The sequence below is a fragment of the Guyparkeria halophila genome (genome assembly GCF_034479635.1).
Taxonomy (GTDB): domain Bacteria; phylum Pseudomonadota; class Gammaproteobacteria; order Halothiobacillales; family Halothiobacillaceae; genus Guyparkeria; species Guyparkeria halophila.
The window spans coordinates 152223-176111 of the sequence record NZ_CP140153.1 but is presented as its reverse complement, the minus strand read 5'-3'; the positions used below and the strand labels follow the sequence as shown (position 1 = coordinate 176111).

The 23889-nt window shown below is 66.3% G+C and carries 28 protein-coding genes; 16 read left to right on the top strand and 12 right to left on the bottom strand.

What is annotated here, in order from left to right; translation table 11 throughout:
* The first annotated feature begins 170 nt into the window (after nucleotides 1–170).
* From SR882_RS00810 to SR882_RS00800, 3 genes are all read left to right on the top strand, one after another.
* Nucleotides 171–902, top strand: coding sequence for a TorF family putative porin (locus SR882_RS00810; protein ID WP_322521461.1), 732 nt, complete (start codon nucleotides 171–173; stop codon nucleotides 900–902).
* Between the two features lie 64 nt (nucleotides 903–966).
* On the top strand, nucleotides 967–1305 hold the full coding sequence (locus SR882_RS00805; RefSeq protein ID WP_125199395.1) for a P-II family nitrogen regulator: 339 nt from the start codon (nucleotides 967–969) through the stop codon (nucleotides 1303–1305).
* A gap of 15 nt (nucleotides 1306–1320) precedes the next feature.
* A complete protein-coding gene (locus SR882_RS00800) occupies nucleotides 1321–2565 on the top strand; it encodes an ammonium transporter (protein WP_322521460.1) in 1245 nt (414 codons plus the stop codon).
* 107 nt (nucleotides 2566–2672) lie between these two features.
* Here SR882_RS00800 and SR882_RS00795 read toward each other — a convergent pair whose 3' ends face one another.
* From SR882_RS00795 to SR882_RS00780, 4 genes are all read right to left on the bottom strand, one after another.
* On the bottom strand, nucleotides 2673–3290 hold the full coding sequence (locus tag SR882_RS00795; protein ID WP_322521459.1) for a YigZ family protein: 618 nt from the start codon (nucleotides 3288–3290) through the stop codon (nucleotides 2673–2675).
* 73 nt (nucleotides 3291–3363) lie between these two features.
* Entirely contained in the window at nucleotides 3364–3918 is a 555-nt protein-coding gene (locus SR882_RS00790; protein ID WP_322521458.1) for a DJ-1 family glyoxalase III, read from the bottom strand.
* A gap of 28 nt (nucleotides 3919–3946) precedes the next feature.
* The gene (locus SR882_RS00785; protein ID WP_322521457.1) at nucleotides 3947–5278 is read right to left on the bottom strand and encodes a S41 family peptidase; all 1332 of its coding nucleotides are present in this window, start codon (nucleotides 5276–5278) and stop codon (nucleotides 3947–3949) included.
* A gap of 340 nt (nucleotides 5279–5618) precedes the next feature.
* Nucleotides 5619–6866, bottom strand: coding sequence for a murein hydrolase activator EnvC family protein (locus SR882_RS00780; RefSeq protein ID WP_322521456.1), 1248 nt, complete (start codon nucleotides 6864–6866; stop codon nucleotides 5619–5621).
* Nucleotides 6867–7199: 333 nt separating this feature from the next.
* On the opposite strand from SR882_RS00780, the gene SR882_RS00775 reads away from it, so the two are divergent.
* From SR882_RS00775 to SR882_RS00745, 7 genes are all read left to right on the top strand, one after another.
* Nucleotides 7200–7529: an ArsR/SmtB family transcription factor gene (locus SR882_RS00775; protein ID WP_125199401.1), complete on the top strand. Its 330-nt coding sequence runs from the start codon at nucleotides 7200–7202 to the stop codon at nucleotides 7527–7529.
* 83 nt (nucleotides 7530–7612) lie between these two features.
* A complete protein-coding gene (locus SR882_RS00770; RefSeq protein WP_322521455.1) occupies nucleotides 7613–7825 on the top strand; it encodes a YgaP family membrane protein in 213 nt (70 codons plus the stop codon).
* 268 nt (nucleotides 7826–8093) lie between these two features.
* Nucleotides 8094–8522 carry a rhodanese-like domain-containing protein gene (locus SR882_RS00765; RefSeq protein WP_322521454.1) on the top strand — a complete coding sequence of 143 codons (429 nt, stop codon included), beginning with the start codon at nucleotides 8094–8096 and terminating at the stop codon, nucleotides 8520–8522.
* A gap of 10 nt (nucleotides 8523–8532) precedes the next feature.
* Nucleotides 8533–8859 (top strand): glutaredoxin 3, encoded by a 327-nt coding sequence (gene grxC, locus SR882_RS00760; protein ID WP_322521453.1) that lies wholly within the window; start codon nucleotides 8533–8535, stop codon nucleotides 8857–8859.
* Between the two features lie 74 nt (nucleotides 8860–8933).
* A complete protein-coding gene (trxC, locus tag SR882_RS00755; protein ID WP_322521452.1) occupies nucleotides 8934–9371 on the top strand; it encodes a thioredoxin TrxC in 438 nt (145 codons plus the stop codon).
* 37 nt (nucleotides 9372–9408) lie between these two features.
* Nucleotides 9409–9918, top strand: coding sequence for a protein-export chaperone SecB (secB, locus tag SR882_RS00750; RefSeq protein ID WP_322521451.1), 510 nt, complete (start codon nucleotides 9409–9411; stop codon nucleotides 9916–9918).
* Nucleotides 9919–9927: 9 nt separating this feature from the next.
* Nucleotides 9928–10935 carry an NAD(P)H-dependent glycerol-3-phosphate dehydrogenase gene (locus SR882_RS00745; RefSeq protein WP_322521450.1) on the top strand — a complete coding sequence of 336 codons (1008 nt, stop codon included), beginning with the start codon at nucleotides 9928–9930 and terminating at the stop codon, nucleotides 10933–10935.
* 46 nt (nucleotides 10936–10981) lie between these two features.
* Here the strand turns inward: SR882_RS00745 and tsaA are convergent, their stop codons facing one another.
* On the bottom strand, nucleotides 10982–11683 hold the full coding sequence (gene tsaA, locus SR882_RS00740; protein WP_322521449.1) for a tRNA (N6-threonylcarbamoyladenosine(37)-N6)-methyltransferase TrmO: 702 nt from the start codon (nucleotides 11681–11683) through the stop codon (nucleotides 10982–10984).
* Nucleotides 11680–12141 (bottom strand): tRNA (cytidine(34)-2'-O)-methyltransferase, encoded by a 462-nt coding sequence (locus SR882_RS00735; RefSeq protein ID WP_322521448.1) that lies wholly within the window; start codon nucleotides 12139–12141, stop codon nucleotides 11680–11682. The genes tsaA and SR882_RS00735 overlap by 4 nt, the downstream gene beginning before the upstream one ends.
* Nucleotides 12142–12299: 158 nt before the next feature.
* Between SR882_RS00735 and purD the strand changes: the two genes are divergently transcribed.
* Nucleotides 12300–13571 (top strand): phosphoribosylamine--glycine ligase, encoded by a 1272-nt coding sequence (purD, locus tag SR882_RS00730; RefSeq protein WP_322521447.1) that lies wholly within the window; start codon nucleotides 12300–12302, stop codon nucleotides 13569–13571.
* Between the two features lie 49 nt (nucleotides 13572–13620).
* Here purD and SR882_RS00725 read toward each other — a convergent pair whose 3' ends face one another.
* Nucleotides 13621–13755, bottom strand: coding sequence for a hypothetical protein (locus SR882_RS00725; RefSeq protein ID WP_322521446.1), 135 nt, complete (start codon nucleotides 13753–13755; stop codon nucleotides 13621–13623).
* Nucleotides 13752–14348: a cytochrome b/b6 domain-containing protein gene (locus SR882_RS00720; protein ID WP_322521445.1), complete on the bottom strand. Its 597-nt coding sequence runs from the start codon at nucleotides 14346–14348 to the stop codon at nucleotides 13752–13754. The genes SR882_RS00725 and SR882_RS00720 overlap by 4 nt, the downstream gene beginning before the upstream one ends.
* Before the next feature lie 156 nt (nucleotides 14349–14504).
* On the opposite strand from SR882_RS00720, the gene SR882_RS00715 reads away from it, so the two are divergent.
* Nucleotides 14505–15044 carry a peroxiredoxin gene (locus SR882_RS00715; protein ID WP_322521444.1) on the top strand — a complete coding sequence of 180 codons (540 nt, stop codon included), beginning with the start codon at nucleotides 14505–14507 and terminating at the stop codon, nucleotides 15042–15044.
* Nucleotides 15045–15048: 4 nt separating this feature from the next.
* Here SR882_RS00715 and SR882_RS00710 read toward each other — a convergent pair whose 3' ends face one another.
* The 3 genes from SR882_RS00710 to trxA all read right to left on the bottom strand — a co-directional run bounded on the left by SR882_RS00710 (nucleotide 15049) and on the right by trxA (nucleotide 17582).
* A complete protein-coding gene (locus tag SR882_RS00710; RefSeq protein WP_322521443.1) occupies nucleotides 15049–15528 on the bottom strand; it encodes a hypothetical protein in 480 nt (159 codons plus the stop codon).
* 145 nt (nucleotides 15529–15673) lie between these two features.
* The gene (gene rho, locus SR882_RS00705) at nucleotides 15674–16933 is read right to left on the bottom strand and encodes a transcription termination factor Rho (protein WP_322521442.1); all 1260 of its coding nucleotides are present in this window, start codon (nucleotides 16931–16933) and stop codon (nucleotides 15674–15676) included.
* A 322-nt stretch (nucleotides 16934–17255) separates the two neighbouring features.
* Nucleotides 17256–17582, bottom strand: a complete 327-nt coding sequence (gene trxA / locus SR882_RS00700; protein WP_125198259.1) for a thioredoxin TrxA — start codon at nucleotides 17580–17582, stop codon at nucleotides 17256–17258.
* Between the two features lie 182 nt (nucleotides 17583–17764).
* Here trxA and SR882_RS00695 point away from each other — a divergent pair, with 182 nt between their 5' ends.
* The gene (locus tag SR882_RS00695) at nucleotides 17765–18730 is read left to right on the top strand and encodes a hydrogen peroxide-inducible genes activator (protein WP_322521441.1); all 966 of its coding nucleotides are present in this window, start codon (nucleotides 17765–17767) and stop codon (nucleotides 18728–18730) included.
* On the opposite strand, the gene SR882_RS00690 is transcribed toward SR882_RS00695, so the two are convergent.
* The gene (locus SR882_RS00690; protein WP_322522369.1) at nucleotides 18717–18938 is read right to left on the bottom strand and encodes a cold-shock protein; all 222 of its coding nucleotides are present in this window, start codon (nucleotides 18936–18938) and stop codon (nucleotides 18717–18719) included. The genes SR882_RS00695 and SR882_RS00690 overlap by 14 nt on opposite strands.
* A gap of 405 nt (nucleotides 18939–19343) precedes the next feature.
* Between SR882_RS00690 and speE the strand changes: the two genes are divergently transcribed.
* The 3 genes from speE (at nucleotide 19344) to mnmG (ending at nucleotide 23886) form a co-directional block, all read left to right on the top strand.
* A complete protein-coding gene (speE, locus tag SR882_RS00685) occupies nucleotides 19344–20195 on the top strand; it encodes a polyamine aminopropyltransferase (RefSeq protein ID WP_322521440.1) in 852 nt (283 codons plus the stop codon).
* Between the two features lie 224 nt (nucleotides 20196–20419).
* Entirely contained in the window at nucleotides 20420–21904 is a 1485-nt protein-coding gene (locus SR882_RS00680) for a tRNA sulfurtransferase (RefSeq protein WP_322521439.1), read from the top strand.
* A 101-nt stretch (nucleotides 21905–22005) separates the two neighbouring features.
* On the top strand, nucleotides 22006–23886 hold the full coding sequence (gene mnmG / locus SR882_RS00675) for a tRNA uridine-5-carboxymethylaminomethyl(34) synthesis enzyme MnmG (RefSeq protein ID WP_322521438.1): 1881 nt from the start codon (nucleotides 22006–22008) through the stop codon (nucleotides 23884–23886).
* Nucleotides 23887–23889: the final 3 nt, after the last annotated feature.

The following is a 23889-nucleotide window of genomic DNA, read 5'->3' as shown; positions in this document are numbered from 1 at the left end:
TGGCAGAGGCAAAAAACGGCATCCCCAATTTGGGGAGACCGTCGGGTGCGTTGTCCGGGCGTTCGAGCAAGGGCGTTGCCTAACTGCATGTAAATAAACAAAAAACAGACTTGGCACGGGCGGTGCAATGTCCCGGGTGAACCCGAACGTTCACCTGATGGAGCACAGACATGAAAAAGACCCTTATCGCAACCAGCCTTTCCACCGCCATGGCCTCCGCCCTCAGCCTGTCGGCCCTCACCCTGCCTTCCGTGGCCGCGGCCGAGGTGTCCGCCAATGCCGGCGTGGTTTCCAACTACTTCTTCCGTGGTGTCACCCAGACCGACGACGGTGCGGCCGTTCAAGGCGGTCTCGATTATGGGCACGAGTCCGGTTTTTACGCCGGTACCTGGGCGTCTACCGTCGACTTCGGTGACGGCACCAGCTACGAGCTCGACCTCTACGCCGGCTACGGTGGCAGCATCGGCGATCTCGGTTACGACGTCGGCTATATCTACTACGCCTACCCGGACGGCGATGATCTTGACTTCGGCGAGATCTACGGCTCCCTGACCTACAGCTACTTCACCGCGGGCATGGCCTACACGGTCAATTCCCAGGCGACGGGCGAGAGCGTCTTCGACACGGGTGACATGTACTACTACGCCGGTGTCGACGTGCCGTTCGGCGAGTCCGGCTACAGCGGTAGCCTCTACTACGGTTACTACAGCTTCGATGCCGATAGCTCGACCTACGATGTGGACTACGGTCACTGGAGTGCGGGCCTCTCCAAGGATGCCGGGGAATTCGGTTCCTTTGGCCTGAACTTCGAACTCGCTGACATCGACGAGGGCAATCCGGTCTTCGGCGACGACAATTCCGACGACCTGAAGCTCTGGATCAGCTGGTCGAAGTCGTTCTGATCGCCCCCGACCCAAACGGACTCATGGGTCGGCCTGAGGCCGGCCCGCTTCCGAGGAGAGAGACATGAAACTGATTACGGCAATCATCAAGCCCTTCAAGCTTGACGACGTTCGCGAGGCACTCGGCGGCGTCGGCGTGAAAGGGATCACCATGACCGAGGTCAAGGGCTTCGGTCGCCAGAAAGGCCACACCGAGCTCTACCGGGGCGCGGAGTACGTGGTCGACTTCCTGCCCAAGGTAAAGCTGGAGATGGTCGTTGACGACGGCCTGGCCGACCAGGTGATCGAGGTGATCACCAATGCGGCAAGTACCGGCAAGATCGGCGACGGCAAGATCTTCGTCTCGCCGATCGAGGAAGCCATTCGCATCCGCACCGGCGAGACCGGCGCGGACGCCCTTTAAGCGGAGGATTTCACCGTGGAAACTCAAGTCATCGAACTGGGCTATGCCCTCGATACGTTCTACTTCCTGATCGCCGGTGCCTTCGTCATGTGGATGGCGGCAGGCTTCACCATGCTCGAGGCCGGGTTGGTGCGCTCCAAGAGCACCGTCGAGATCCTGACAAAGAACATCGCGCTGTTCTCGATCGCCTGCATCATGTACATGGCCGTTGGCTACAACATCATGTACAGCGACGGCGTCTCCAGCATCATCCCGGGCCTGTCGTTCTTCCTGGGCGCAGACAACACGGCAGCCGAAGTCGCGGCGAGTGGTGGTGACATCTACTACTCCAACATGGCCGACTTCTTCTTCCAGGTCGTGTTCGTGGCCACTGCCATGTCGATCGTCTCCGGCGTGGTCGCCGAACGGATGAAGCTGTGGTCGTTCCTCGCCTTCACCGTGGTCCTCACCGGCCTGATCTACCCGATCCAGGGCTACTGGAGCTGGGGTGGCGGCATCCTGAGCGATCTGGGCTACTCCGACTACGCCGGTTCGGGCATCGTCCACTTCGCCGGTGCGGTCGCCGCATTGGCTGGTGTCCTGCTGCTCGGCCCGCGTAAGGGCAAGTTCGGTCCGAACGGCCAGGTCAATGCCCTGCCGGGTGCCAACCTGCCGCTGGCGACACTGGGTACGTTCATCCTGTGGTTGGGCTGGTTCGGCTTCAACGGCGGCTCGGAACTCAAGGTCTCCGATGTCGACTCGGCCAACGCCGTCGCCCAGGTGTTCACCAATACCAACCTGGCGGCTGCCGGTGGCGTGGTCGCGGCGATGATCGTCTCCAAGCTCACCTTCGGCAAGGTCGACCTGACCATGGTGCTCAACGGCGCACTGGCTGGCCTGGTCGCCATCACCGCGGATCCGTCCTCCCCGTCGGCTCTCCTGGCGGTCATCATCGGCGCCATCGGTGGCGTGATCGTGGTGTTCTCGATCCTCGGTTTCGAGAAGATCAAGATCGACGACCCGGTCGGTGCCCTGTCGGTACACGGCGTGGCCGGTATCTGGGGCGTGCTGGCGGTACTGCTGTCCAACGACAGCGCGACCCTCGGCGGTCAGCTGGCCGGTCTGGCCCTGATCGGTGGCTTCGTCTTCGTCGCCAGCCTGATCATCTGGCTGATCCTCAAGGCCGTGATGGGCCTGCGCATCAGCGAGGAGGACGAGCAGGAAGGCGTCGACTCGGTCGAGTGCGGTATGGAGGCCTACCCCGAGTTCACCAACAAGTAAAGACACATCATCGAGTTGGCGACACAGGGACGTGTCAGGAAAAAGGCGAGGCCCGGGCAACTGCCCGGGCCTTTTTTGCGTTCATTGACTCCTGTGGCGGGTGGCGCTCAGTCGTCGTCCGTTGCCCCGAGCCGTTCGATGCCCTGGGCACCGAGAAAGGCCTCGAAGGCCTCGACCTGTTCCAGCGGCACGTTCAGCTGCGCGGTGACCCGGGGGCCGTAGTCGATCGATTGCAGTTGCGCCCCGTGCTGGTCCGACCAGTGGCGCAACGGTTGCTCGTCGGCAAAGTCGAACGCCAGGGTAAAGGCCCGCTGCGGGCGATGTTCGTCCAGGGGAAGGTCGGCCAGCACCTGCTGGGTCGACCCGGCATAGGCGCGCACCAGGCCGCCGGCCCCCAGTTTGACCCCGCCGAAGTAGCGCGTCACCACCACGATCACGTCACCGATGCCCTTGTGCTGGATGACGTTGAGAATCGGCTTGCCGGCGGTGCCGCTCGGTTCGCCGTCATCGCTCATTGCCGCGCTGGCCGACGTGTCGGGGTTGCCGATCAAGTAGGCCCAGCAATGGTGGCGGGCGTCCGGGTAGTCGGCCTTCACCGCCTCGACGAAGGCCAGGGCCGCCTGGCGGTCCGCGACCAGCCCGGCGCGGGCGATGAAACGGCTTTTCTTGATCTCCAGCTCGCGCTCGATCGTCGCGGCCGGGGTGACGTAGCCCGTTTGGCTCATGGCGTGACAACGGAAAACGCCTGCCGCAGGGGCAGGCGTGGGACATGATGGGGGTGATTGTCGAGCAGGCGATTCAACGGGCGAGCTTGGATTCCACCGCGTCGCGGGTTTCGCGCCCGGCCAGTTGCTCGACCAGCGCCAGGGCAAAGTCCATCGCCACGCCCGGACCGCGACCGGTGACCAGGTTGCCGTCGACGACCACGGCCTCGTCGGCCACCTCGACGCCCTGCGAGTCGGTCGCATCGAGCGCGCCGGGGAAGTGCGTGACGCGACGTCCCTTGAGGAGACCGGCGGCCGCGAGCACCTTGGGTGCGGCACAGACGGCACCGATCCAGCGGCCCGCGACCGACTGATCCTGCAGGCGGGCGATGACCCGCTTGTCGGCGGCGAGGTTGTTCGCGCCGGGCTGACCGCCGGGCAGCACGATGGCATCGAAGACCCGATCGTCGTCGAGCAGGGTGAGGTTGGTGTCGGCGACGACCGTGGTGCCGCGTGAACCGGTCACCTTGTTTTCATGCAGGGCGGCAACCTCCACCTGGATACCGCCACGACGCAGGATATCGATGGTGGTGATGGCCTCCAGGTCCTCGAAACCGGGTGCCAGAATGACCAGCGCCTTGCTTGCCATGTCGTGCTTCCTCCTCGTGTGCCGCGGGTCAGCGGCGGGTGTTCTTGCTGACGATCACCATGCCCTTGAGCATGTTCAGTGCCTCGTAGAGCTGATAGTCGCGAATGACCAGCGGCTCGCGCTCCTCGTCGTCCTCGCCACGCTCCGATGGCGAATCGGTATCCATCATGTCGGAGTCGCCGTTGGTCAGATGGCCGGCGAGGCTGGCCTCGGAGATGGAGAACACCTCCTCGATGTCGCTGACCTTGAGCTGGTGGACGGTGACGTCCGGCTTGATGCCCTCGGCCTGGATCGAGCGGCCACTGGGGGTGTAGTAGCGCGCGGTGGTCAGTCGCAGCGCGCCGCCGTTGGCCAGCGGCATGATCGACTGGACCGAGCCCTTGCCGAAGGTCTTCTCGCCGATGACCAGCGCCCGGCCGCTGTCCTGCAGCGCGCCGGCGACGATCTCGGAGGCCGAAGCCGACCCGCCGTTGACCAGCACCACCATCGGCGCGCCGTCGAGGCGATCGCCGCTGCTGGCCTCGAAGCTCATCTTGGCGTCGGCGACGCGACCCTTGGTGTAGACGATCTGACCTTCCTCGAGGAAGGCGTCGACCATCTCGACCGAGCCGTCGAGCACGCCGCCCGGGTTGTTGCGCAGGTCGAGCACCAGGCCCTTGAGCGCCTCGTTGTCGTTTTCCTCGACCAGAGTGTCGAGTGCGTCGTGCATCTGCTCGACGGTGCGCGACTGGAACTGGGACACGCGGATGTAGCCCAAGCCCGGCTCCAGCATTTCGGAGCGGACCGACTCGGTCTTGATCACCGCGCGCGTGATGGTGAATTCCAGCGGCTTCTTCTCGCCTTCGCGCGCGATGGTCAGGTCGATGTCCGTGCCCGGCTTGCCGCGCATGATCTTGACGGCCTCTTCCAAGTCCATGTCCTGGGTGAGCTCGCCATCGATGCGAATGATCTTGTCGCCCGCCTCGAGCCCGGCGCGTTTTGCCGGGGTGTCGTCGATCGGGGCAATGACCGTCAGCACACCGTCCTTCATGCCCACCTGGATGCCCAGCCCGCCGAACTCGCCCGAGGTGGACTCGCGCAGGCTCTTGAACTCCTCGTCGTCGAGGTAGCCCGAATGCGGATCGAGCTCCGAGATCATGCCGCGAATGGAATTCTCGATCAGCTCGCCCTCGCTGATGTCATCGACGTAATCCGAGCGTACCCGGTCGAGCACGTCGGAGTAGGTCCGCAACTGCTCCAGCGGGATGTCGCCGCTGGTCTCGGCCGGTCGTTCGGCCATCGCGTTGATGGCAATGGCGATGGCAAAGCCGAAGAAGGCGGCGATGCCCAGGTTCGAGGCCTTGCGGATCCAAGTGGTCATGGTGTGCTCTCTAGACATTAATCTGCGGTATTGGGCCCAGTCGGGCCGGTGGTGCGGTGCTCATGCCGGGGATCCCGGCCGAGCGTGTCGTGTTGTTCCGGTGACGGTGGGGGCGACTAGCGGGCAATCAAGGCGCAAGATGGTGGCGTGATCGCCTTTCCGGCCATTCGGTTCGCCCCCCGTGGCATTGCCTTGGCCGGGTCGCCCAGTCCGACACGATGATCGTCAACTATGCCATGGTCGAGGCCCCGGCCGCGAGCCCTATCGCTGAGTTCGGAGCCCCTTACTTAGTACACGCAGCGATCGGGTGCCACCGTCGTCGAGGTAAGGTCTGCACGAGTCAGCCGCCGACCACCTTGCGCCATGCGGGCCAGCGCCCCGGGTCGATGGGACGGTTGCCCCGACGCACCTCGACGTACAGGCCTTCCTGGTCGGCATCGATGATCCCCGACGTGCAAAGGCGGTCGCCACGGGCAACGTGGTCGCCCTTGGCGACATCCAGTGAGCGGCAATGGGCGTAGAGCGAGAGGAAGTCGCCATTGTGGCGCAACATCACCAGCTGTCCCCAGCCCTTGAGCGTGCCGGCGAATGCCACGCGCCCGGCATCGACCGCGCGAACCGCACTGGCGCCGGCGACATGGAAGATCACGCCCTCGTTGCGCAGACGGCCCTGTGGCAGGGTCTCGCCAAAGCGACGTTTGATCTGTCCGGCGATCGGGATGCTGCCGTCGTCGCGGACCTGGGTCGGGGGCGCTTGCCTGGGCGGCGAAGGCCGTTCCTGATGAGCCGGTTGCTCGGCCTTTGCCCGTTCGGCCCGTTCGGCCCGTTCGCGCTCGGCCCGGCGGCGTTCCGCCTCGGCCTTGGCGGCGGCTTCGGCGGCTTTCTGGGCGGCCGCCACCTCGCGGTCGAGGCGTCGCTTGCGATCCAGCAGGTTCTTTAACTCCTGCTGTTGTTCATCCAGGGTCTCGCCCAGCGAGGCCAGTAGTTTTTGTTGTTCAGCAAGGTTCTCGCCGACGGCCTCATGATGACCATCGAGGCGCGCCCCGGCCTCGCGCAACTCGCGATCGGTCGATGCTATCGCGGCGCGATTCTCCGCCAGTCTGGTTCGCTGCGCCTCGAGGGCTTGCTGGGCCTGTTGGACGGGGCGGATCAGCGCACGCAGGTAGTGCAGGTCGCGGTCGGTCTGCAGGGCATCGCCATCGCCCAGCAAGGCCTGCAGCACGCTGCCCCGCGTCAGGGGGTAGGCCGCCTGCAGGCGGCGCTCGAGTTCGGCGCGTCGCCGGGCCAGTCCCTCACGCAGTTCGGCCTCGCGTTGATCGAGTGTCCGCTGCCGGGATTCGAGCTCGCTGCGCTCCGCGTCCAGTTCGCGCGCCTTCTCTTCCAGGAAGGCCATGCGCTTTTGCAGCTCGGCCAGGGATTCGCGCGCGGCCACCCGTTCCTTCTCGGTGGACTCGATTACCTCGCGCTGGGCCTCGATGCGCTCTTCGATGGCCGCCTCGGCCAGGACTGCCGGGGCGAGCGTCATCAGCACGGCCAGTACGAACCGCCGGGCCGCCCGCCCGAACGGGCCGGCGGGCGGCGGAGACACGCTGTGACGCTTTGGCGGTGACTGTGGCAAGGCGGCCCCTGACCGTGGAGAAACGAAGAGGGTGTGGCGTCGTCGAGCGATCACTGTCGTGATCTCCCTCGGGTTCCGCCCGTGGCCACTGCAACAATCCGGCGGAAAAGCGGTAGTATACGGAGCCGGGGAACCTCTGCACGAATTGCCAAGGCCTTGACCAGGCGAGCAGAGACTCCCACGAGGGATTTTGCCGCACGGGCGGCCCGAGGCGAGCGGTGCAGACCGCCGCCCGGGTGATTGCCCGGGTTCCCAGGGAACGCGGCGATTTCCGTCACCCGCAACCAGCACTTGGGTCGAACCATGAATTTGGAAACCGAGGAATATCCTGCCACCCGGCTGATGGGCCGCTCCGATGACATCGAGCGCGCTTCGCGGTCGCTCAAGGCGATGTCACACCCGCTCCGGCTGAAGATCCTGTGCGTGCTGGGCGACAACGAGCTCAGTGTCCAGCAGATCGTCGAGGCCGTCGGCACGACCCAGAGCAACATCTCCCAGCATCTGGCCATCCTGCGTGACAAGGGCATCCTTGCCTCGCGTAAGGATGCCAACCGCGTGTTCTACCGGGTCTCCGACGCGCGGACGCTGCGCCTGATCGGCATGATGCAGGAAGTTTTTTGCCCGCTTAATTAGGATAGAATAAAATAATTCTATTCGGGTGCAGCCAGGTTTGATTGGCGCACCGTCCCATGGGATTTTGCGGAGGCACACAGATAATGACTACCGATCGCTACGTTCGCATCATTGCCGGATTGATGATCCTGGCCACCCTGGCCCTGGCGCATGTCACGGGTCAGGCGGATCTCGGTCAGCTTTCCTGGCTGTGGTTGACGGCGTTCATTGGCCTGAACCTGTTTCAGAGTGGCATCACGCGCTTCTGCCCGCTGGATTCGATTCTGGCCAAGATGGGCGTGCGCCGGGCCTGCTAGGCCCGTGGCCGCGGCAACCGCCGCGTCGTTGAGCGATTTCAAGGCACCGGATCGGCATCACGCCGCCGGTGCCTTGAATTTTTTCCGGGCTCCCGCCATTGTATGGCGCAGTCAGCCGGGAACGGCTGCGCGAATCGACGAGACCGCCGGCTTGCCGGCATGGTGGACCGTGGTGTTGTCACCTATCCGACGGCGAGCCGAGCCTGCTTTGGTTTGGCGCTTCGCGCAATGATTCCCTAAACGCCCTTCAAGAACCCGAGAACCACTCATGGAATCCTATATCGATTTCCTCGCTCGCCACTGGGTGCTGTCCACCGTGGCGGCCGTTCTGATCGTGCTGCTCGTCAGCAACGAGCTTTCCCGTCGCCTGCAGAAGTTCAAGACACTCGACCCGGCCGAGGTCGCCCGCAAGGCCGGCCGTGACGGCGTGGCCCTGATCGATGTCCGTGAAGACAACGAATGGAAGGCCGGGCATATCAAGGGCGCGCGCCATATTCCGCTGGGCAAGCTGGAAAAGAAGCTCGGCGACATCAAGGGCGAGGGCCCCGACGAAGTGGTGCTGTACTGCCGTTCGGGCAACCGTTCGGCCACGGCGGCGAACATCCTGGTCAAGGGTGGTTTCGAGAACGTCAGCCACCTCGGTGGTGGCATCCTGGCGTGGGAAGGCCAGAACTACCCCGTCAGCAAGGGCAGGTGAGGAGAGGGGCATGACGGCCGAATCCGCCGCTTCGAGCGGTCAGCCGCCGATCGTCGTCTACCAGAGTCCGCTCTGTCCCTTCTGTCATTTCGCCAAGCGCCTGCTGAAAAAGCGCGGGCTGACGTTCGAGTCGATCAACGTCCAGCTGTCGTCGGCCAAGAAGCAGGAGATGATCCAGCGGGCCAAGCGGCTCACGGTGCCGCAGATCTTCATCGGTGAGACGCACGTGGGCGGTTACGACGAGCTGGCCGCGCTGGATCGTGACGATCGACTGATGCCGCTGGTGGAGGCCGAGGCACGTCGCGCCGCCGGTGAACCGCCGGTCGAGGGAGGCTGACGCGCCGCATTGGCGCCAGCAATCGTCGGTCGCGCTATCATGGAGGTCGGCAAGGAGCGGGAGGACGCGCCGCGATGAGTGAATCCAGACACGTGGTCTGCCCCGGCTGCGGGGCGGTCAATCGGCTGCCGGTCGAACGCCTCGGTGACGGCAAGTGTGGGCGTTGCCGCCAGCCCCTGTTTCCCGGTCAGCCGGTGACACTGGATGAGGCCGGGTTCGATCGACACGTCGCCCGTAACGACCTGCCCGTACTGGTCGATTTCTGGGCCGAATGGTGCGGACCCTGCAAGATGATGGCCCCTACCTTCGACCAGTTGGCGCGAGAATTCCGCGGCCGGCTGGTGGTCGCCAAGCTCGAGACCGAGCGGGCGCCGGCCGTCTCGGCGCGCTTCGGCATCCGCAGCATCCCGACCATGATCCTTTTCTCCGGCGGTCGCGAGATCGACCGCCTTTCCGGTGCCCTGCCGGCCGCGCAACTGACACAGTGGCTGGCCGGGCACGGTATCCGTTGAATCCCCAACGAACGAACGACGACCAGGAAATACCGACATGGCAGAGGGCGAAAACAGCGCCGCCGGCAACGGCCAGGCGACGGAAGGCAACGAACAGCAGTTCTTCGTGCAGAAGATCTATCTCAAGGACCTGTCCTTCGAGTCGCCGCAGGCGCCGGATATCTTCACGCGCGATGACTGGAAGCCCGAGGTCAACGTCCAGGTGGGCAACAACGCCACCCGCCTGAGCGATGCCGCCTTCGAGACCGAACTGACGATCACCGTTACTGCGACCGTCGACGAGAAGACCATCTATCTCGCCGAAGTGCAGTATGGCGGGGTGTTCACCATCAAGGGTTTCGATGACGCCACCCGTCGACAGCTGCTGGGCGCCTACTGCCCCACGCTGATCTTCCCCTACATTCGCGAGACGGTCGGCGACCTGGTGATGAAGGGCGGCTTCCCGCAGATGGTCCTTCAGCCGATCAACTTCGACGCCCTGTACGCTCAGCACGAGCAGCAGCGGGCGGCGCAGGCGGACCAAGCGTCGGACGCCCGGCCGAACTGATCCCCCGCGATGAGTGAACCGGAGCGCACACGGATCGCGGTGCTCGGGGCCGGCTCCTGGGGTACCGCGCTGGCTGCCCTGCTGGCGGCCAACGGGGCCCGGGTCCGCCTGTGGGCGCGTGACGCCGAGCAGGCGGCGGCCATCGACCGTGATCATCAGAACGCACGTTACCTGCCGGGAATCGAGCTGCCCGAGACCCTGCGCGCCGGCTCGGACCTGTCCTGGGCGGTCGAGGATGCCGACCAGGTCTGGCTGGTGCTGCCGACCAAGATCCTGGGCGAGTTCCTCGGCGAGCACGCCGCGGCCCTGCCGCGATCGGCCACTTACGTCACCGCCTCCAAGGGGTTCGAGCCCGGCACCGGGCGGCGTATCGACGAACTGGTGGCCGGGGCGCTGGGTGACGTGTCGTTCGCCGTGGTTTCGGGGCCAACCTTTGCCATCGAGGTGGCACACGGCCGGCCGGCGGCGCTGGCCGTCGGCAGCCGGGACCGGGCCGTCGCCGAGCGGGTGGCCGAGGCCTTGCGCAACGACCATATCCGCTGCTACCCCAGCAGCGACGTGGTGGGGATCGAGCTGGCCGGCGGGCTGAAGAACGTACTGGCGATCGCCGCCGGCGTCTCCGACGGGTTCGGCTTCGGCGCCAACACCCGCGCGGCCCTGATCACGCGTGGCCTGGCGGAGATCATGCGCCTGGGCGAGGCGATGGGTGCGCGGATGGAGACCTTCACCGGCTTGGCCGGGCTGGGTGACCTGGTACTGACCTGCACCGACGATCATTCGCGCAATCGGCAGTTTGGCTTGCGTCTGGCCAAGGGCGAGTCGGTGGAAGCGGCGGTCGCGGCCATCGGCCAGGCGGTCGAGGGCATCAGTGCCGCGCGCGAGGGACACCGCCTGGCCCAGGCCCAGGGTCAGGACATGCCGATCACCGAGGGCGTCTACCGGGTGCTCTACGAAGGGCTGCCGGCTCGGCAGGCCGTCGCCGAACTGCTGGCCCGAGATCCGCGTCCTGAGGACTGAGCCCGCTGTCCGATTCCGGCCTGGCCGCTGGCCTGGCCGCTGTCCGTCAGTCCGCCGCCGGCACGATCTCGCGGATCTCCGCGCGATGCTCGCGCACCACGAAACGCACGTCGATCTCCTCGATACGCATGCCGTAGACGCGGTCGGCGTCGTCGTGGAATGCCGGGCGCGGATCCTGGGCCAGGGTCTGTTCGATCAGCGCGATCCGTTCGGGTGACAGTCGCGCCAGCCACGGCTCGGCCGCGCCCCAGACAACGGCCAGCCGCGCCGGCGGCTCGCTGGCCCAGCCGCCACGGCTGTCCGCCGGGCAGTCGGCGTAGGGCACATGCGGCTTGACGTCGAGGATCGGCGTGCCGTCGAGTAGATCCAGTCCGCCCAGATGCAATCGCACCCCGCCATCGACCTGCTGCACGTCGATCAGCCGCACCACCGACAGCCCGATCGGGTTGGGCCGTATCGGGGCGCGGCTGGCGAACACCCCCACCCGCTCGTTGCCCCCCAGTCGCGGCGGCCGGACCGCCTTGCGGTCGCCGGCCTGCATGCGCCGCTTGGCATGGAACACCCATACCAGCCACAGGTGGGAAAATGCCTCGATGCCCCGCCACGCGGCGGGATCCTGCCATTCGGTCGTGGGCACCAGGATGCCGGTGGCCGCCGGCACGATGCCCGACTGGCGCGGGATGCCGAAGCCTTCGCGGTAGGGACTCTCGATGTGCCCGATGGGCTCCATGCGCCAGTCGTCCGTCATTTCGCCCCCCTGAAGTCCAGTTGCCGCCAGGCCTCGAAGAACGCCACCGCCGCGGCATTCGCCAGGTTCAGGCTGCGCGAGCCCGGTGCCATCGGCAGGTAGAGCCGTTGGGATTCGGGCAGTGACTCGAGCACCTCGTCGGGCAGGCCGCGGGTCTCGGGGCCGAACAGCAGCACGTCGTCGGGCCGGTAGTCGATCCGGTCGTACCGTGTCGTGCCGCGCGTGGAGAAGGCCAGCAGCCGCCCGGGTGCCGCCCGTCGGGCCTGTTCGAGATCGGCGTGGCGGTGGACGTGCGTGAGCGCGTGGTAATCGAGGCCGGCCCGGCGCACCGCCTTCTCGGACAAGGAAAACCCCAGTGGCTCGACTAGATGCAACTGGGAGCCGGTATTGGCGCACAGCCGGATCAGGTTGCCGGTGTTGGGCGGGATCTCGGGTTCGAACAGCATGATCGATGGCATCCCGCCATTGTAGGCCAGCCGGACGGTTCGGCCCGGGTGCATCCGGCGACGGGGCGCGGGGCTGATGTAGAATGCGGACCAGATCCCGTTCGCTCGCCGACCCTGTGGCGCGCGAACCGAGCAGACGCGTAGCCTGGTGAAGGCGTGGAGGTGAAGGCATGAAGGTACTGGTAATCGGTGGTGGTGGCCGCGAGCACGCCCTGGCTTGGAAGATCGCCCAGTCGTCACGAGTGGAGACGGTCTTTGTTGCCCCCGGCAACCCCGGCACGGCCGAGGAGCCAAAATGCCGCAACGTGGCCGTATCCGCGACCAACGTCGCCGAACTGGTCGCCTTTGCGGCTGACAATGCCGTCGACCTGACCGTGGTCGGCCCCGAGGCACCGCTGGTCGAGGGCGTGGTCGACACCTTCCGCGATGCCGGACTGGCCATCTTCGGGCCGACCCAAAAGGCCGCCCAGCTGGAGGGGTCCAAGGCCTTCGCCAAGGATTTCATGGAGCGCCACGGCATCCCGACCGCGACCTACCGGGTATTCGACACCGCCGCGCCGGCGATCGAGTTCGTCCACGAACACGGCGCGCCGGTGGTGGTGAAGGCCGACGGTCTGGCCGCCGGCAAGGGCGTGATCGTTGCCCAGACCATCGACGAGGCCGAGGCCGCCATCCGCGACATTTTCGCCGGCCAGTTCGGCGCGGCCGGCGCCCGCGTGGTGGTGGAGTCCTTCCTCGCGGGCGAGGAGGCGAGCTTCATCGTCATGGTCGACGGCGAGCATGTCCTGCCGATGGCCTCCAGCCAGGATCACAAGGCCCGTGATGCCGGGGACCGCGGCCCCAACACCGGCGGCATGGGCGCCTACTCGCCCGCCCCGGTGCTGGATGACGCCATGATCGCCCAGGTGATGGAGACCGTGATCGAGCCGACCGTGAAGGGCATGGCCCTCGACGGTCTGCCCTACACCGGCTTTCTCTACGCCGGCCTGATGATCGGCCCGGATGGCCAACCGCAGGTGCTCGAGTTCAACTGCCGCTTCGGCGACCCGGAGACCCAGCCGGTGCTGATGCGCCTGGACAGCGACCTGGTCGACCTGATCGAGGCCGGCGTCAACGGGTCGCTCGACCAGGTCAGTGCCGGGTGGACCGAACAGGCGGCGGTGGGCGTGGTGCTGGCCTCGGCCGGCTACCCTGAGAGCTCCTCGAAGGGTGATTTGATCAGCGGCCTTGATGCCCTGCCCACGGGCGTCAAGGCCTTCCACGCCGGCACCGCCGAGACCGACGGCAATATCGTCACCAACGGCGGGCGGGTGCTGTGCATCACCGCGCTGGGCGAGACCGTGGAGGCGGCGCAAAAGGCCGCCTACGCCGGTGTCGACAAGGTCCATTTCGAGGGCGGTTTCTGCCGCCGCGATATCGGCTGGCGGGCCATCGGTCGCTGATCGACAAGCGCCACGTCCACGCATCAATGCGATCAGCGGGTCGGCATGCCTAGTCGTCGCGTTCGATGTGCTCGTGCCCCTCGTCCTCGATCAACGGCACGCCAGCGAGTTGCCACCAGCCGAAGGCGGCCAGGCCCAGTGCCAGCAGCACCATCAGGATCACGGCTCGGATCGGGCGCTTCATGCCTGTTCCTCCTCGGCGCTATTGGGGCGCTTGCGGCCGGTGATCATGGCGCGAACGAGGTTTTCGCGGTGCGCCAGGCTGCTGAATAGCACGCCCAGCACATGCAGGCCGACCAGGGCGAGAGTGAAGTTGGCGAAGAACTCGTGGGTTTCCTCGAGTGCCTCCTCGCCGGTCTCGCCAGCCAGGCCAAGAGCGTTGACGACCCCGTGGAGGGCATTGCCCGGCTCGGAGCCGAGCAGCAGCATGCCGAGCACGGTAGTGGCCAGCAGCGAGCCGATCAGCGCGATCACCATCGCCCCACCGGCCGGATTGTGGCCAAGGTAGCGCCGCGCTCGCCCCGAGAGGATCGATTTCAGGTAGACGAGCAGCTCGCCGGGGCGGCGGACGAAGTCGGAGAAGCGGGCGTGCCGGCTTCCGACAACGCCCCAGGCGAGCCGCAGCACCACCAGGCTGAAGACGAGGTAGCCCGCCCAGACGTGCCCGCCGAGCAGGTCGTCCTCCACCAGGTAGGCGGTGAAGAAGGCCGCCACCAGCAGCCAGTGAAACAGCCGCACGAAGCGGTCCCAGACGGTAATTGTATTGCCGGTCGTCATCCCGAAGCCCTCCGCAGGGGTGTGATGGACCCCGAGTGTGCGGCAGCTTCCTGAAATGCCCCTGAACGGTGTGTGGACATGGGGGCGCGGGCGAATGCGCGACAAACCTGCTTAACTGGAGGTCGCCACGGCTACCCCTTTAGGAGCACGCCACCCATGAGACGACACGCCCTTTCCCTGCTGGCCGGCCTGCTCGGCACGTTGGTCGCACCGCTCGGCCTGGCGGCCGAGACCCCGCTCACGGTCGGCGACGCGGCGCCCGCCTTCACCCTGCCCGACCAGCAGGGCGAGTCCCGCTCGCTTGCCGACTACCACGGCCAGTGGCTGGTGCTGTACTTCTATCCCAAGGACGACACGCCCGGCTGCACCACCGAGGCCTGCAGCTTTCGCGACAACATCAACCGGTTGATCGCGCAGGACGCGGCGGTGCTGGGGGTGAGCATGGACAGCGTGGCGAGTCACGCCGAGTTCGCCCGCGAGTACGAACTGCCCTTCCCGCTACTCGCCGACCCCGAGGGCGAGGTGGTCGAGCGTTACGGCGCGCTGAGCGACTTCCTGGTGGTGAAATTCGCCAAGCGCCAGACCTTCATCATCGATCCCGTCGGCAATATCGCGAAGATCTACCGCAAGGTGAACCCGGAAGAGCATGTCCGCGACGTGCTGGATGACCTGAAGGTCCTGCGCGGCGATACCTGAGTCGTCAGTCCACGCGAAACCGTGCATGACAGGCCATGCACTGGTTCATGGCCTCGGCGGTCATGGCAGTGATGTCCTCGAGGGGATCGGTCTCGGCGCGGATGGCGATCTCTTCAAAGGCCATGTGCATCGGTCCTCCGATCGCCTTGAATGCCGGTGGGGTCTTCTCCCGGATCGATGCGGGCGTGTTGCGGGCCATGCGATTGCCCGAGCGTTGGGCCGCCGCGATGATCTTTTCTCGGTCGTCGTCGGCGATGCCTTGCATGATCTGTTGCACGCTGCCAAGCATCTGGCGCATGTCCGCGAGGAAGACCGCCTTTTCCCCCGCGGTGAAACCGAGGTTCTGGCGGGGGTCGGGCACACCCGGGTCGGCTGGTGACAGGGCCGGAATGGCGAGCAGGGCCAGCCCGCCGAGTAATGTCCATCTCCGGCTGGCCCATCTCCGGTTGGCCGGGCTCTGGAGCCGATCGTAACGGTTGGTCATGTGGCAATTCTCCCTGTGCTGGTTTCCCATCATCATGATAGGCGGTCAGCCGATAAACGGCCGCAGCCGGCAAGGAGCTCGGACAAGGCGTTCGGTACAAAAAACCCCGGCAAAGGCCGGGGTTTTCGTCTGCCGCGCGCCGGACTCAGCCGCGGCGCATCGAGTCGTAGAACTCGTTGTTGGTCTTGGTCTGCTGCAGCTTGTCGAGCAGGAACTCCACCGCCTCGAGCTCGCCCATCGGGTGCAGGAACTTCCTGAGGATCCACATCTTCTGCAGTTCTTCGGCATCCGTGAGCAGTTCCTCGCGGCGGGTGCCGGAGCGGTTGATATTGATCGCGGGGTAGGTGCGCTTTTCCGCGATGCGCCGATCGAGGTGGAGCTCCATGTTGCCGGTGCCCTTGAATTCCTCGTAGATCACTTCGTCCATCTTCGAGCCAGTGTCGACCAGCGCGGTGGCGAGGATGGTCAGGCTGCCGCCCTCCTCGACGTTGCGCGCGGCACCGAAGAAGCGCTTGGGGCGGTGCAGGGCGTTGGCGTCGACACCACCGGTCAGCACCTTGCCCGAGGACGGGACCACGGTGTTGTAGGCGCGCGCCAGGCGGGTGATCGAATCGAGCAGGATGACCACGTCGCGCTTGTGCTCGACCAGGCGCTTGGCCTTCTCGATCACCATCTCGGCGACCTGTACATGGCGCGGTGCCGGCTCGTCGAAGGTCGAGGCCACCACCTCGCCGCGCACGGTGCGCTGCATCTCGGTGACTTCCTCGGGCCGCTCGTCGATCAGCAGCACGATCAGGTCACACTCGGGATGATTGTGGGCAATGCTCTGCGCGATGTTCTGCAGCAGCATGGTCTTGCCGGCCTTGGGCGGGGCGACGATCAGGCCGCGCTGGCCCTTGCCGATGGGCGAGACGATGTCGATGATCCGAGCGGTCAGGTCCTCGGTCGAGCCGTTGCCGCGCTCCATGCGCATGCGCTGTTCGGCGTGCAGCGGCGTGAGATCCCCAAACAGGATCTTGGTCTTCGAGGCCTCGGGCTTCTCGAAATTGATCTTCTCGATCTTCAAGAGCGCGAAGTAGCGTTCGTTGTCCTTGGGCGGGCGGATCGAGCCGCTAATGGAGTCGCCGGTCTGCAGGTTGAAGCGGCGGATCTGCGAGGGCGAGACGTAGATGTCGGCCGGCCCGGCAAGATAGGAGCCGTCGGAACTGCGCAGAAAGCCGAACCCGTCCGAGAGGATTTCCAGCACGCCGTCGCCGTGGATCGACTCGCCGGTTTTCGCGTGGGCCTTGAGCAGGGCGAAGATGACGTCCTGCTTGCGGGTCCGGGCGATGTTTTCCAGCCCCATCGACTGGGCCAGATCCATGAGTTCCGGAACGGGCTTGCTCTTGAGTTCGGTTAGATTCATTCGGATGGATTCGTCGTGGGGACCGCGGCGGGCCACAGATGGAAAATCAACGGGATGTCGAAAGGAGAAATCAAATGCTGAGATCGGTAGGCCACCGAGGTGTGGCCGGACGACAGAAGGGGTGTGTCGTCTCAGAGAGCCGCTGAACGTATCCAAGTGGCTTGCAGCCGGTGGGCCGGTAAGACCTCAGGGCGGGCAGAGCGGGACGGATGACGTTCGGCAGTCCCTTGATTGGCGGGGATTCTGGCACAGAACCGACCACTTGCCAAACCGGTTGGGCCCGGCCGGCGAAGATTGAGGTCGGTTTCCGTGTCCCCGGTGCTTACAGGGCCGAGTCGATGAAGTCGGTCAGCTGCGACTTGGATACGGCGCCGACCTTGGTGCCCTCGACCTTGCCGCCCTTGAACAGCATCAGGGTCGGAATGCCACGGATGCCGTTCTGGCGCGGGGTTTCCGGGTTCTCGTCGATGTTGACCTTGGCGATCTTGAGCTTGCCGGCGTAGTCGTCGGCGACCTCGTCGAGAATCGGCGAGATCATCTTGCAGGGTCCGCACCATTCGGCCCAAAAGTCGACCAGCACGGGCGTGTCGCTGTTGATGACCTGGGCTTCGAAATCCGCGTCGGATACGTAGACGATGTTGTCGCTCACGGCATGACTCCTAAATATCAGTGACTGTTAATGCCTGTCGGGCAATTGTTAATCCCTTGACGCCGCTTTTCAAGCGACCGCTCCTCGTGGTGCTATTCTGCTGCCCGATAGCCCGGTCGGGCGTGCCGAACACCCGGAGTATGGCCCGGCCGTCCCGATCACGCAAAAGGAACCCGCTTCCCATGGCTTCTTTGACCGAGCTCCGCTACGTGGTCGCCGTTGCTCGCGAGCGGCATTTCGGCCGTGCCGCTGCGCGCTGTTTCGTCAGCCAGCCCACCCTGAGCGTCGGGGTCAAGCGGCTGGAATCTGCGCTCGGCGTGCAGATCTTCGAGCGCGCCAGCCGCTCCGAGGTGCAGGTTACCCCCGAGGGTCGCGCGATCATCGAGCAGGCCGGGCGGGTGCTCGCCGAGATGGAGCGCCTCGAGGAGTTGGCCCACACCCGGCGTGACCCCCTGGCCGCCCCGCTGCGGGTGGGGCTGATCCACACGGTCGGTCCCTATCTCCTGCCTCGCCTGATCGGCCGGTTGCATCAGCTGGCCCCGCGGATGCCGATCGAGATCACGGAGGGGCTGACCGCCGACCTGGGCGAACAGCTCGAGCACGGCGAAGTGGACGTGGTGGTGCTGTCCCTGCCGTTCGAGGCGCCGGGCGTGACGGTCGAGCCGGTCTACCGGGAGCCGTTCACGGTGGCGGTGCCGGTCGGCCACCCCCTGGCCGACCAGGAGGCGATCGAGCCTGACCAGCTGGCCGAGCACGACTTGCTGCTGCTCGGCCAGGGGCACTGCTTTCGCGACCAGGTGCTGGGTGTCTGTCCGCGCTGTAACGACGGCCGGGCGTTCGGGCGCCTGCAGCGCACGCTGGAGGGTGGCTCACTGGAAACCATGCGCATGATGGTCGCCAGTGGCGCGGGGATCACCGTGCTGCCCTGCGCTTCGACCTGGGCGCAGGACGAGGGCACACAGGCCCTGGTGCGCTACCTGCCGTTTGCCAGCGATACGCCCACCCGGGACATCGCGCTGGCCAGCCGCCGGCGCTTTTCCCGGCCGCAAGCGCTCCAGGTGCTGGCGCAATCGATTCGGGAGACCCTGCCGGGCTGTTGCGAGTCGCTGGGCGGCCCGGCCGAGGGTGATGCCGTCAGTCGAGAATGACGACCTCTTCGGCCTGCGGACCCTTGCGGCCCTGACCGATCTGGTATTCGACCTGCTGGCCTTCGTTGAGGCGTGAGGCGCCGCCGTCGCTGATGGCGCGGAAGTGGACGAACAGGTCTTCGCCGTTGTCGCGAATGATAAAGCCGAACCCCTTGTCTACGTTGAACCACTTGACCTTGCCGGTCTCGCGGACCGGTTCGTGTTCCACCGCGACTTCCTTGGGGCGCAGGCCGGGCTTGGTGGAACGGGGCGCGAGCCAGCCGGCCAGCAGGGAGATGATCAGGATGACGGCCGCCGAGGCGAGAAACTGCAGCAGCCGCTGGTCGATGTAGTCGTAGATCTGGCCGATGGCCAACGCGCCGATGACGGCGAGTCCGAGGGTGACGATAAAGGCGGTAAGTCGAGAGTCCTGCCAGTTTTTCATGGGTGGGATAGGTTCCGTGTTGGTTGTGTGTCGTTATTCGAGATGGCGGGCCGGCGTGAAACCGATCCGGCGGGGTATAGGCCGGATGTCATCCGTCACGCGGGGGCTCGCGGCTGGTATTCTGTCACATTTGCCTCATGCCTGAGGCCCCGAGTCGGGTCGGGGCGAGGCGAATCACGGGAGGGGGTCATGTCCGGCAAGCACGACGAGTGGGTCTACGAGACGGTCGAGGAGATGGGGGCGCGCTTCGGTATCCGCGCAACCGAAAAACTGCTCGACGAGCAGACGCCCTACCAGCACCTCGAGGTCTGGCGCACCGAGCAGTGGGGCAACCTGATGCTGCTCGACGGGGTGATGATGCTCTCGTCGCTGGAGAACTTCGTCTACCACGAGATGATGTCGCATCCGGCGCTGCAGACCCACGCGCATCCCCGCAACGTGGTGATCATCGGTGGCGGCGATTGCGGCACGCTGACCGAGGTGCTCAAGCACGCGGAGGTCGAGTCGGTGGTGCAGATCGACATCGACGAGGCGGTTACCCGGGCCGCCGAGCGCTTCTTCCCCGAGCTGACCGCCCATAACGACGACCCACGCGCCTCGCTGCGCTTCGAGGACGGCGTGGCCTGGATGCGCAACGCCCCGGCCGAGAGCGTCGATGTGATCATCGTCGATTCCACCGACCCGATCGGTCCCGGCACCGGCCTGTTCGGCCCGGCATTCCTCGCCGACTGCCAGCGTGTGCTGCGCGAGGACGGCATCATGGTCGGCCAGAGCGAATCGCCGTTCTATCACATGCCGCTGATGCTCGATTACCACCGCGCGATGAAGGCGGCGGGCTTTGCCGAGCGCCGTTCGCTGCTGTTCCCGCAGCCGGTCTACCCCGGCGGCTCGATCACCGGCACCCTGGCGCGCAAGACGGGTCCGCTCGACGAGATTCGTCCGCTGGCCGCCGGTGTCGCCACCCGCTTTTACCGCACCGAGTTGCACCGCGGGTTGCTGGCCATCCCGCCCTTCATGCAGGAGGCGCTCGGCGACGTCTAGCCCGCCGGTTTCATGAAACCCGCGCGCCCTCGCCGGTCTCTTGATCGCATGAGGGATCATCACGCGGATTCATGGCGCATCCGGGCCAAAAGTATCCGGGCCAAAAGCATCCGGATGGGCTCTTGCGCCGAGCGCTTCGCAGCCGTTGTCGTCTCCAGTGATCGCGCCCCGCGACGCAAGCGGGGCGGCTCCTAGTTTCACCTGTTCCGATTCCCTTGCCCGCTATGACCAAACCCGACTGGCCCGAACTGATCATCGTCCGGCCCGCCCCGGAAATGCAGCTCAAGTCGACGCCGACGCGGCGTCGCTTTCGCAACATCCTGATGAACAACCTGCGCGCGGCCCTCGACGGGGTGCCGCACGAGCTGCGCGTCGACCAGGGACGACTGCTGTTGTTTACCCGGGAGCGTGAGGCCGCCGCCGAGCGGTTGGAGCGCGTCTTCGGCGTGGCGTCCTACTCGCCGGTGGAGGCCGTGGTCGAGCCGACCGTGGCGGCACTGGTCGAGGTGGCGCGGGCGCGCTTTGCCGAGGCCGTGCGCGGGCGAAGCTACGCCGTGCGCTGCAAGCGCCACGGCGGCGCCCATATCTCCACCCGCGAGGTCGAATGCCAGGTGGGCGCGGCCCTCAATCCCTTCGGGACGGTCAATCTCGATCGGCCCGATGTGCGGGTCGAGATCGACCTGGTCGAGGCAGGCGCCTGGGTCTTCACACGGCGCCAACCGGGACCGGGTGGGGTGCCGCTGGGGGTGCAGGATCGCGCGGTGACCCTGATGTCCGGCGGTTTCGACTCGGCGGTGGCCGCCTGGTACACGATGCGCCGCGGGGTGGGTAACGACTACGTCTTCTGCAACCTCGGCGGGGCGACCCACGAGAACATGGTGGCGCGCATCGCCCACCGGCTGGCCGTCGACTGGGCGGCTGGCGACCGGCCCCGCCTGTACGTGGTGGATTTCCTGCCGGTAGTCGCCGACATGCGCGAGCGGTTGCCGGGCGAGGTCTGGCAAGTCGTGCTCAAGCGGTTGATGTATCGCGCCGGCGAAGCCATTGCCCGCCGCACCGGCGCCCAGGCGCTGGTCACCGGCGAGACGCTCTCGCAGGTCTCCTCGCAGACGCTGTCGAACCTCAACAGCATCGATCCGGCCAGCGGACTGCCGGTGCTGCGTCCGCTGATCGGCTTCGACAAGAGCGAGATCATGACGCTCGCCCGGCGGATCGGCACCTACCAGCTCTGTGAAGGCGTCCCGGAATTCTGCGCCCTGTCGAACAGCAAGCCGCTGGTCTCGTCGCGGCGGGGGCGGATCGATCGCGAGGAGGCGGCGCTCGATCACGCTCTGCTCGAGCAGGCGGTCGCCGAGGCGCGAGAGGTCGATCTCGCCGCGTTGACGGCGGAGGACCTCACCGAGCCCGACGTGCTGGCCGATGTGATCCCGGCGGATGCGCAGGTCATCGACTGCCAGCCGCCGCGGCGTTTTTCCGACTGGCACCTGCCCGGCGCGACCAATTACCCGCCCGACCAACTGGCGCGCCGATTCGAGTCGCTGCCGAAGGATCGCCCCTACCTGCTCTACTGTCTGCGCGGCGCGAATGCGCCCCTGCTCGCCGAGCGGATGCAGCGCGCCGGTTTCGATGCCCGCGCGTTTCGTGGTGGGGTGAGCCGCTTGCGCCGGGCCTTCGAACGCGGTGATCCGGCGGTGGTCGGCGCGGCATGATGGCGGGCGATAACTGCTGGATTTGACAGCGGTTTCCGTTATACTGCCGCGCCCATTTTTGGCCCCGGGGTTGTCAGCCGAATTGCCGGCAGGAGGTTCCCATGCGTTATCCAGATCGATTCCCCGTGATCGTCATCGGCGGCGGCCATGCCGGCACCGAGGCGGCGCTGGCTTCCGCTCGCATGGGCGTGGAGACCCTGCTGGTCACCCACAACATCGAGACCCTCGGCCAGATGAGCTGCAATCCGGCCATCGGCGGGATCGGCAAGGGCCATCTGGTCAAGGAGATCGACGCGCTCGGCGGCGCGATGGGCCATGCCGCCGATCTGGGCGGCATCCAGTTCCGCATCCTCAACGCCCGCAAGGGGCCGGCCGTGCGCGCCACCCGCGCCCAGGCCGACCGCGTGCGCTATAAGGCCGCCGTGCGCCACATGCTGGAGAACCAGCCGCACCTGACCCTGTTCCAGCAAGGTGTCGATGACCTGATCCTCGACGGCGAGCGGGTCGTCGGCGTGCGTACCGCCGGTGGGATCGAGTTCTTTGGGGGGTCGGTGGTGCTGACCGCCGGCACCTTTTTGGCCGGCCAGATTCACGTCGGGCTGGAGCGCTCGGAAGGCGGCCGTGCCGGCGATCCGCCGGCCAAGAAGCTGGCCGACACACTGCGCTCGCTCGACCTGGGTGTGGCGCGCCTGAAGACCGGCACCCCGCCGCGCCTCGACGGTCGCAGCCTCGACTTTTCGGTGATGCAGGCCCAGCCGGGCGACACGCCCACGCCGGTGTTCTCCTTCCTCGGCTCGCCCGAGGAGCACCCGCGTCAGGTCGAGTGCTTTATTACGCACACCAACGAGCGCACCCACGAGATCATCCGCGGCGGGCTGGACCGCTCGCCGATGTTCACCGGCAATATCGAGGGCATCGGCCCGCGCTACTGCCCGTCGATCGAGGACAAGATCCATCGTTTCGCCGACAAGAACTCGCACCAGATTTTCGTCGAGCCCGAGGGGCTGGATACCCACGAGGTCTACCCCAACGGCATCTCCACCAGCCTGCCCTTCGACGTGCAGCTGGAGCTGGTCCGTTCGATCCGCGGTTTCGAGAACGCGCACATCACCCGGCCGGGCTACGCGATCGAGTACGACTTCTTCGATCCGCGCGGACTCAAGCCCACGCTCGAGACCCGCGGGATCGAGGGGTTGTTCTTCGCCGGGCAGATCAACGGCACCACCGGTTACGAGGAGGCGGCTGCCCAAGGGCTGATGGCCGGTGCCAATGCCGCCGCGCGCGTGCTCGACCGCGACCCGCTCACCCTGCGTCGCGACCAGGCGTATCTGGGCGTGTTGGTCGACGACCTGACCACCCAGGGCACGCTCGAGCCCTATCGCATGTTCACCAGCCGGGCGGAATACCGCCTGATGCTGCGCGAGGACAATGCCGACCAGCGCCTGACCGCGATCGGCCGCGAGCTGGGCCTGGTCGACGAGCGCCGCTGGCGTGCCTTCAACGAGAAGATGGAGGCGATCGAGGCCGAGCGCGGCCGCCTCAAGGAGATCTGGGTCCATCCGGGCCATCCGGCCGCCGACAAGCTCGACGGCTCGGTCTCGCGCAATGTCACCGCGCTCGATCTGCTGCGTCGTCCGGAGCTCGACTACGCCAAGATCGCTGCGGTCGACGAGCTGGCGCCCGAGGCCATGCCCGCCCCGGCGGTAATCGAGCAGCTCGAGATCGAGGCCAAGTACGCCGGCTACATCGACCGGCAGCGTGACGAGGTCGCCCGCTCGGTCAAGCAGGAGCAGGAGGCGATCCCGGTGGATATCGACTACGCCGAGATCCCGGGGTTGTCGAACGAGGTGCGTGACAAGCTCGCGGCCCAGCGCCCGGCCACGGTCGGCCAGGCGGCGCGCATTCCGGGCGTGACCCCGGCCGCCGTTTCCCTGCTGCTGGTGCACCTCAAGCGCCGCGGCCAGCTGGCCCGGTCGGCCTGACCG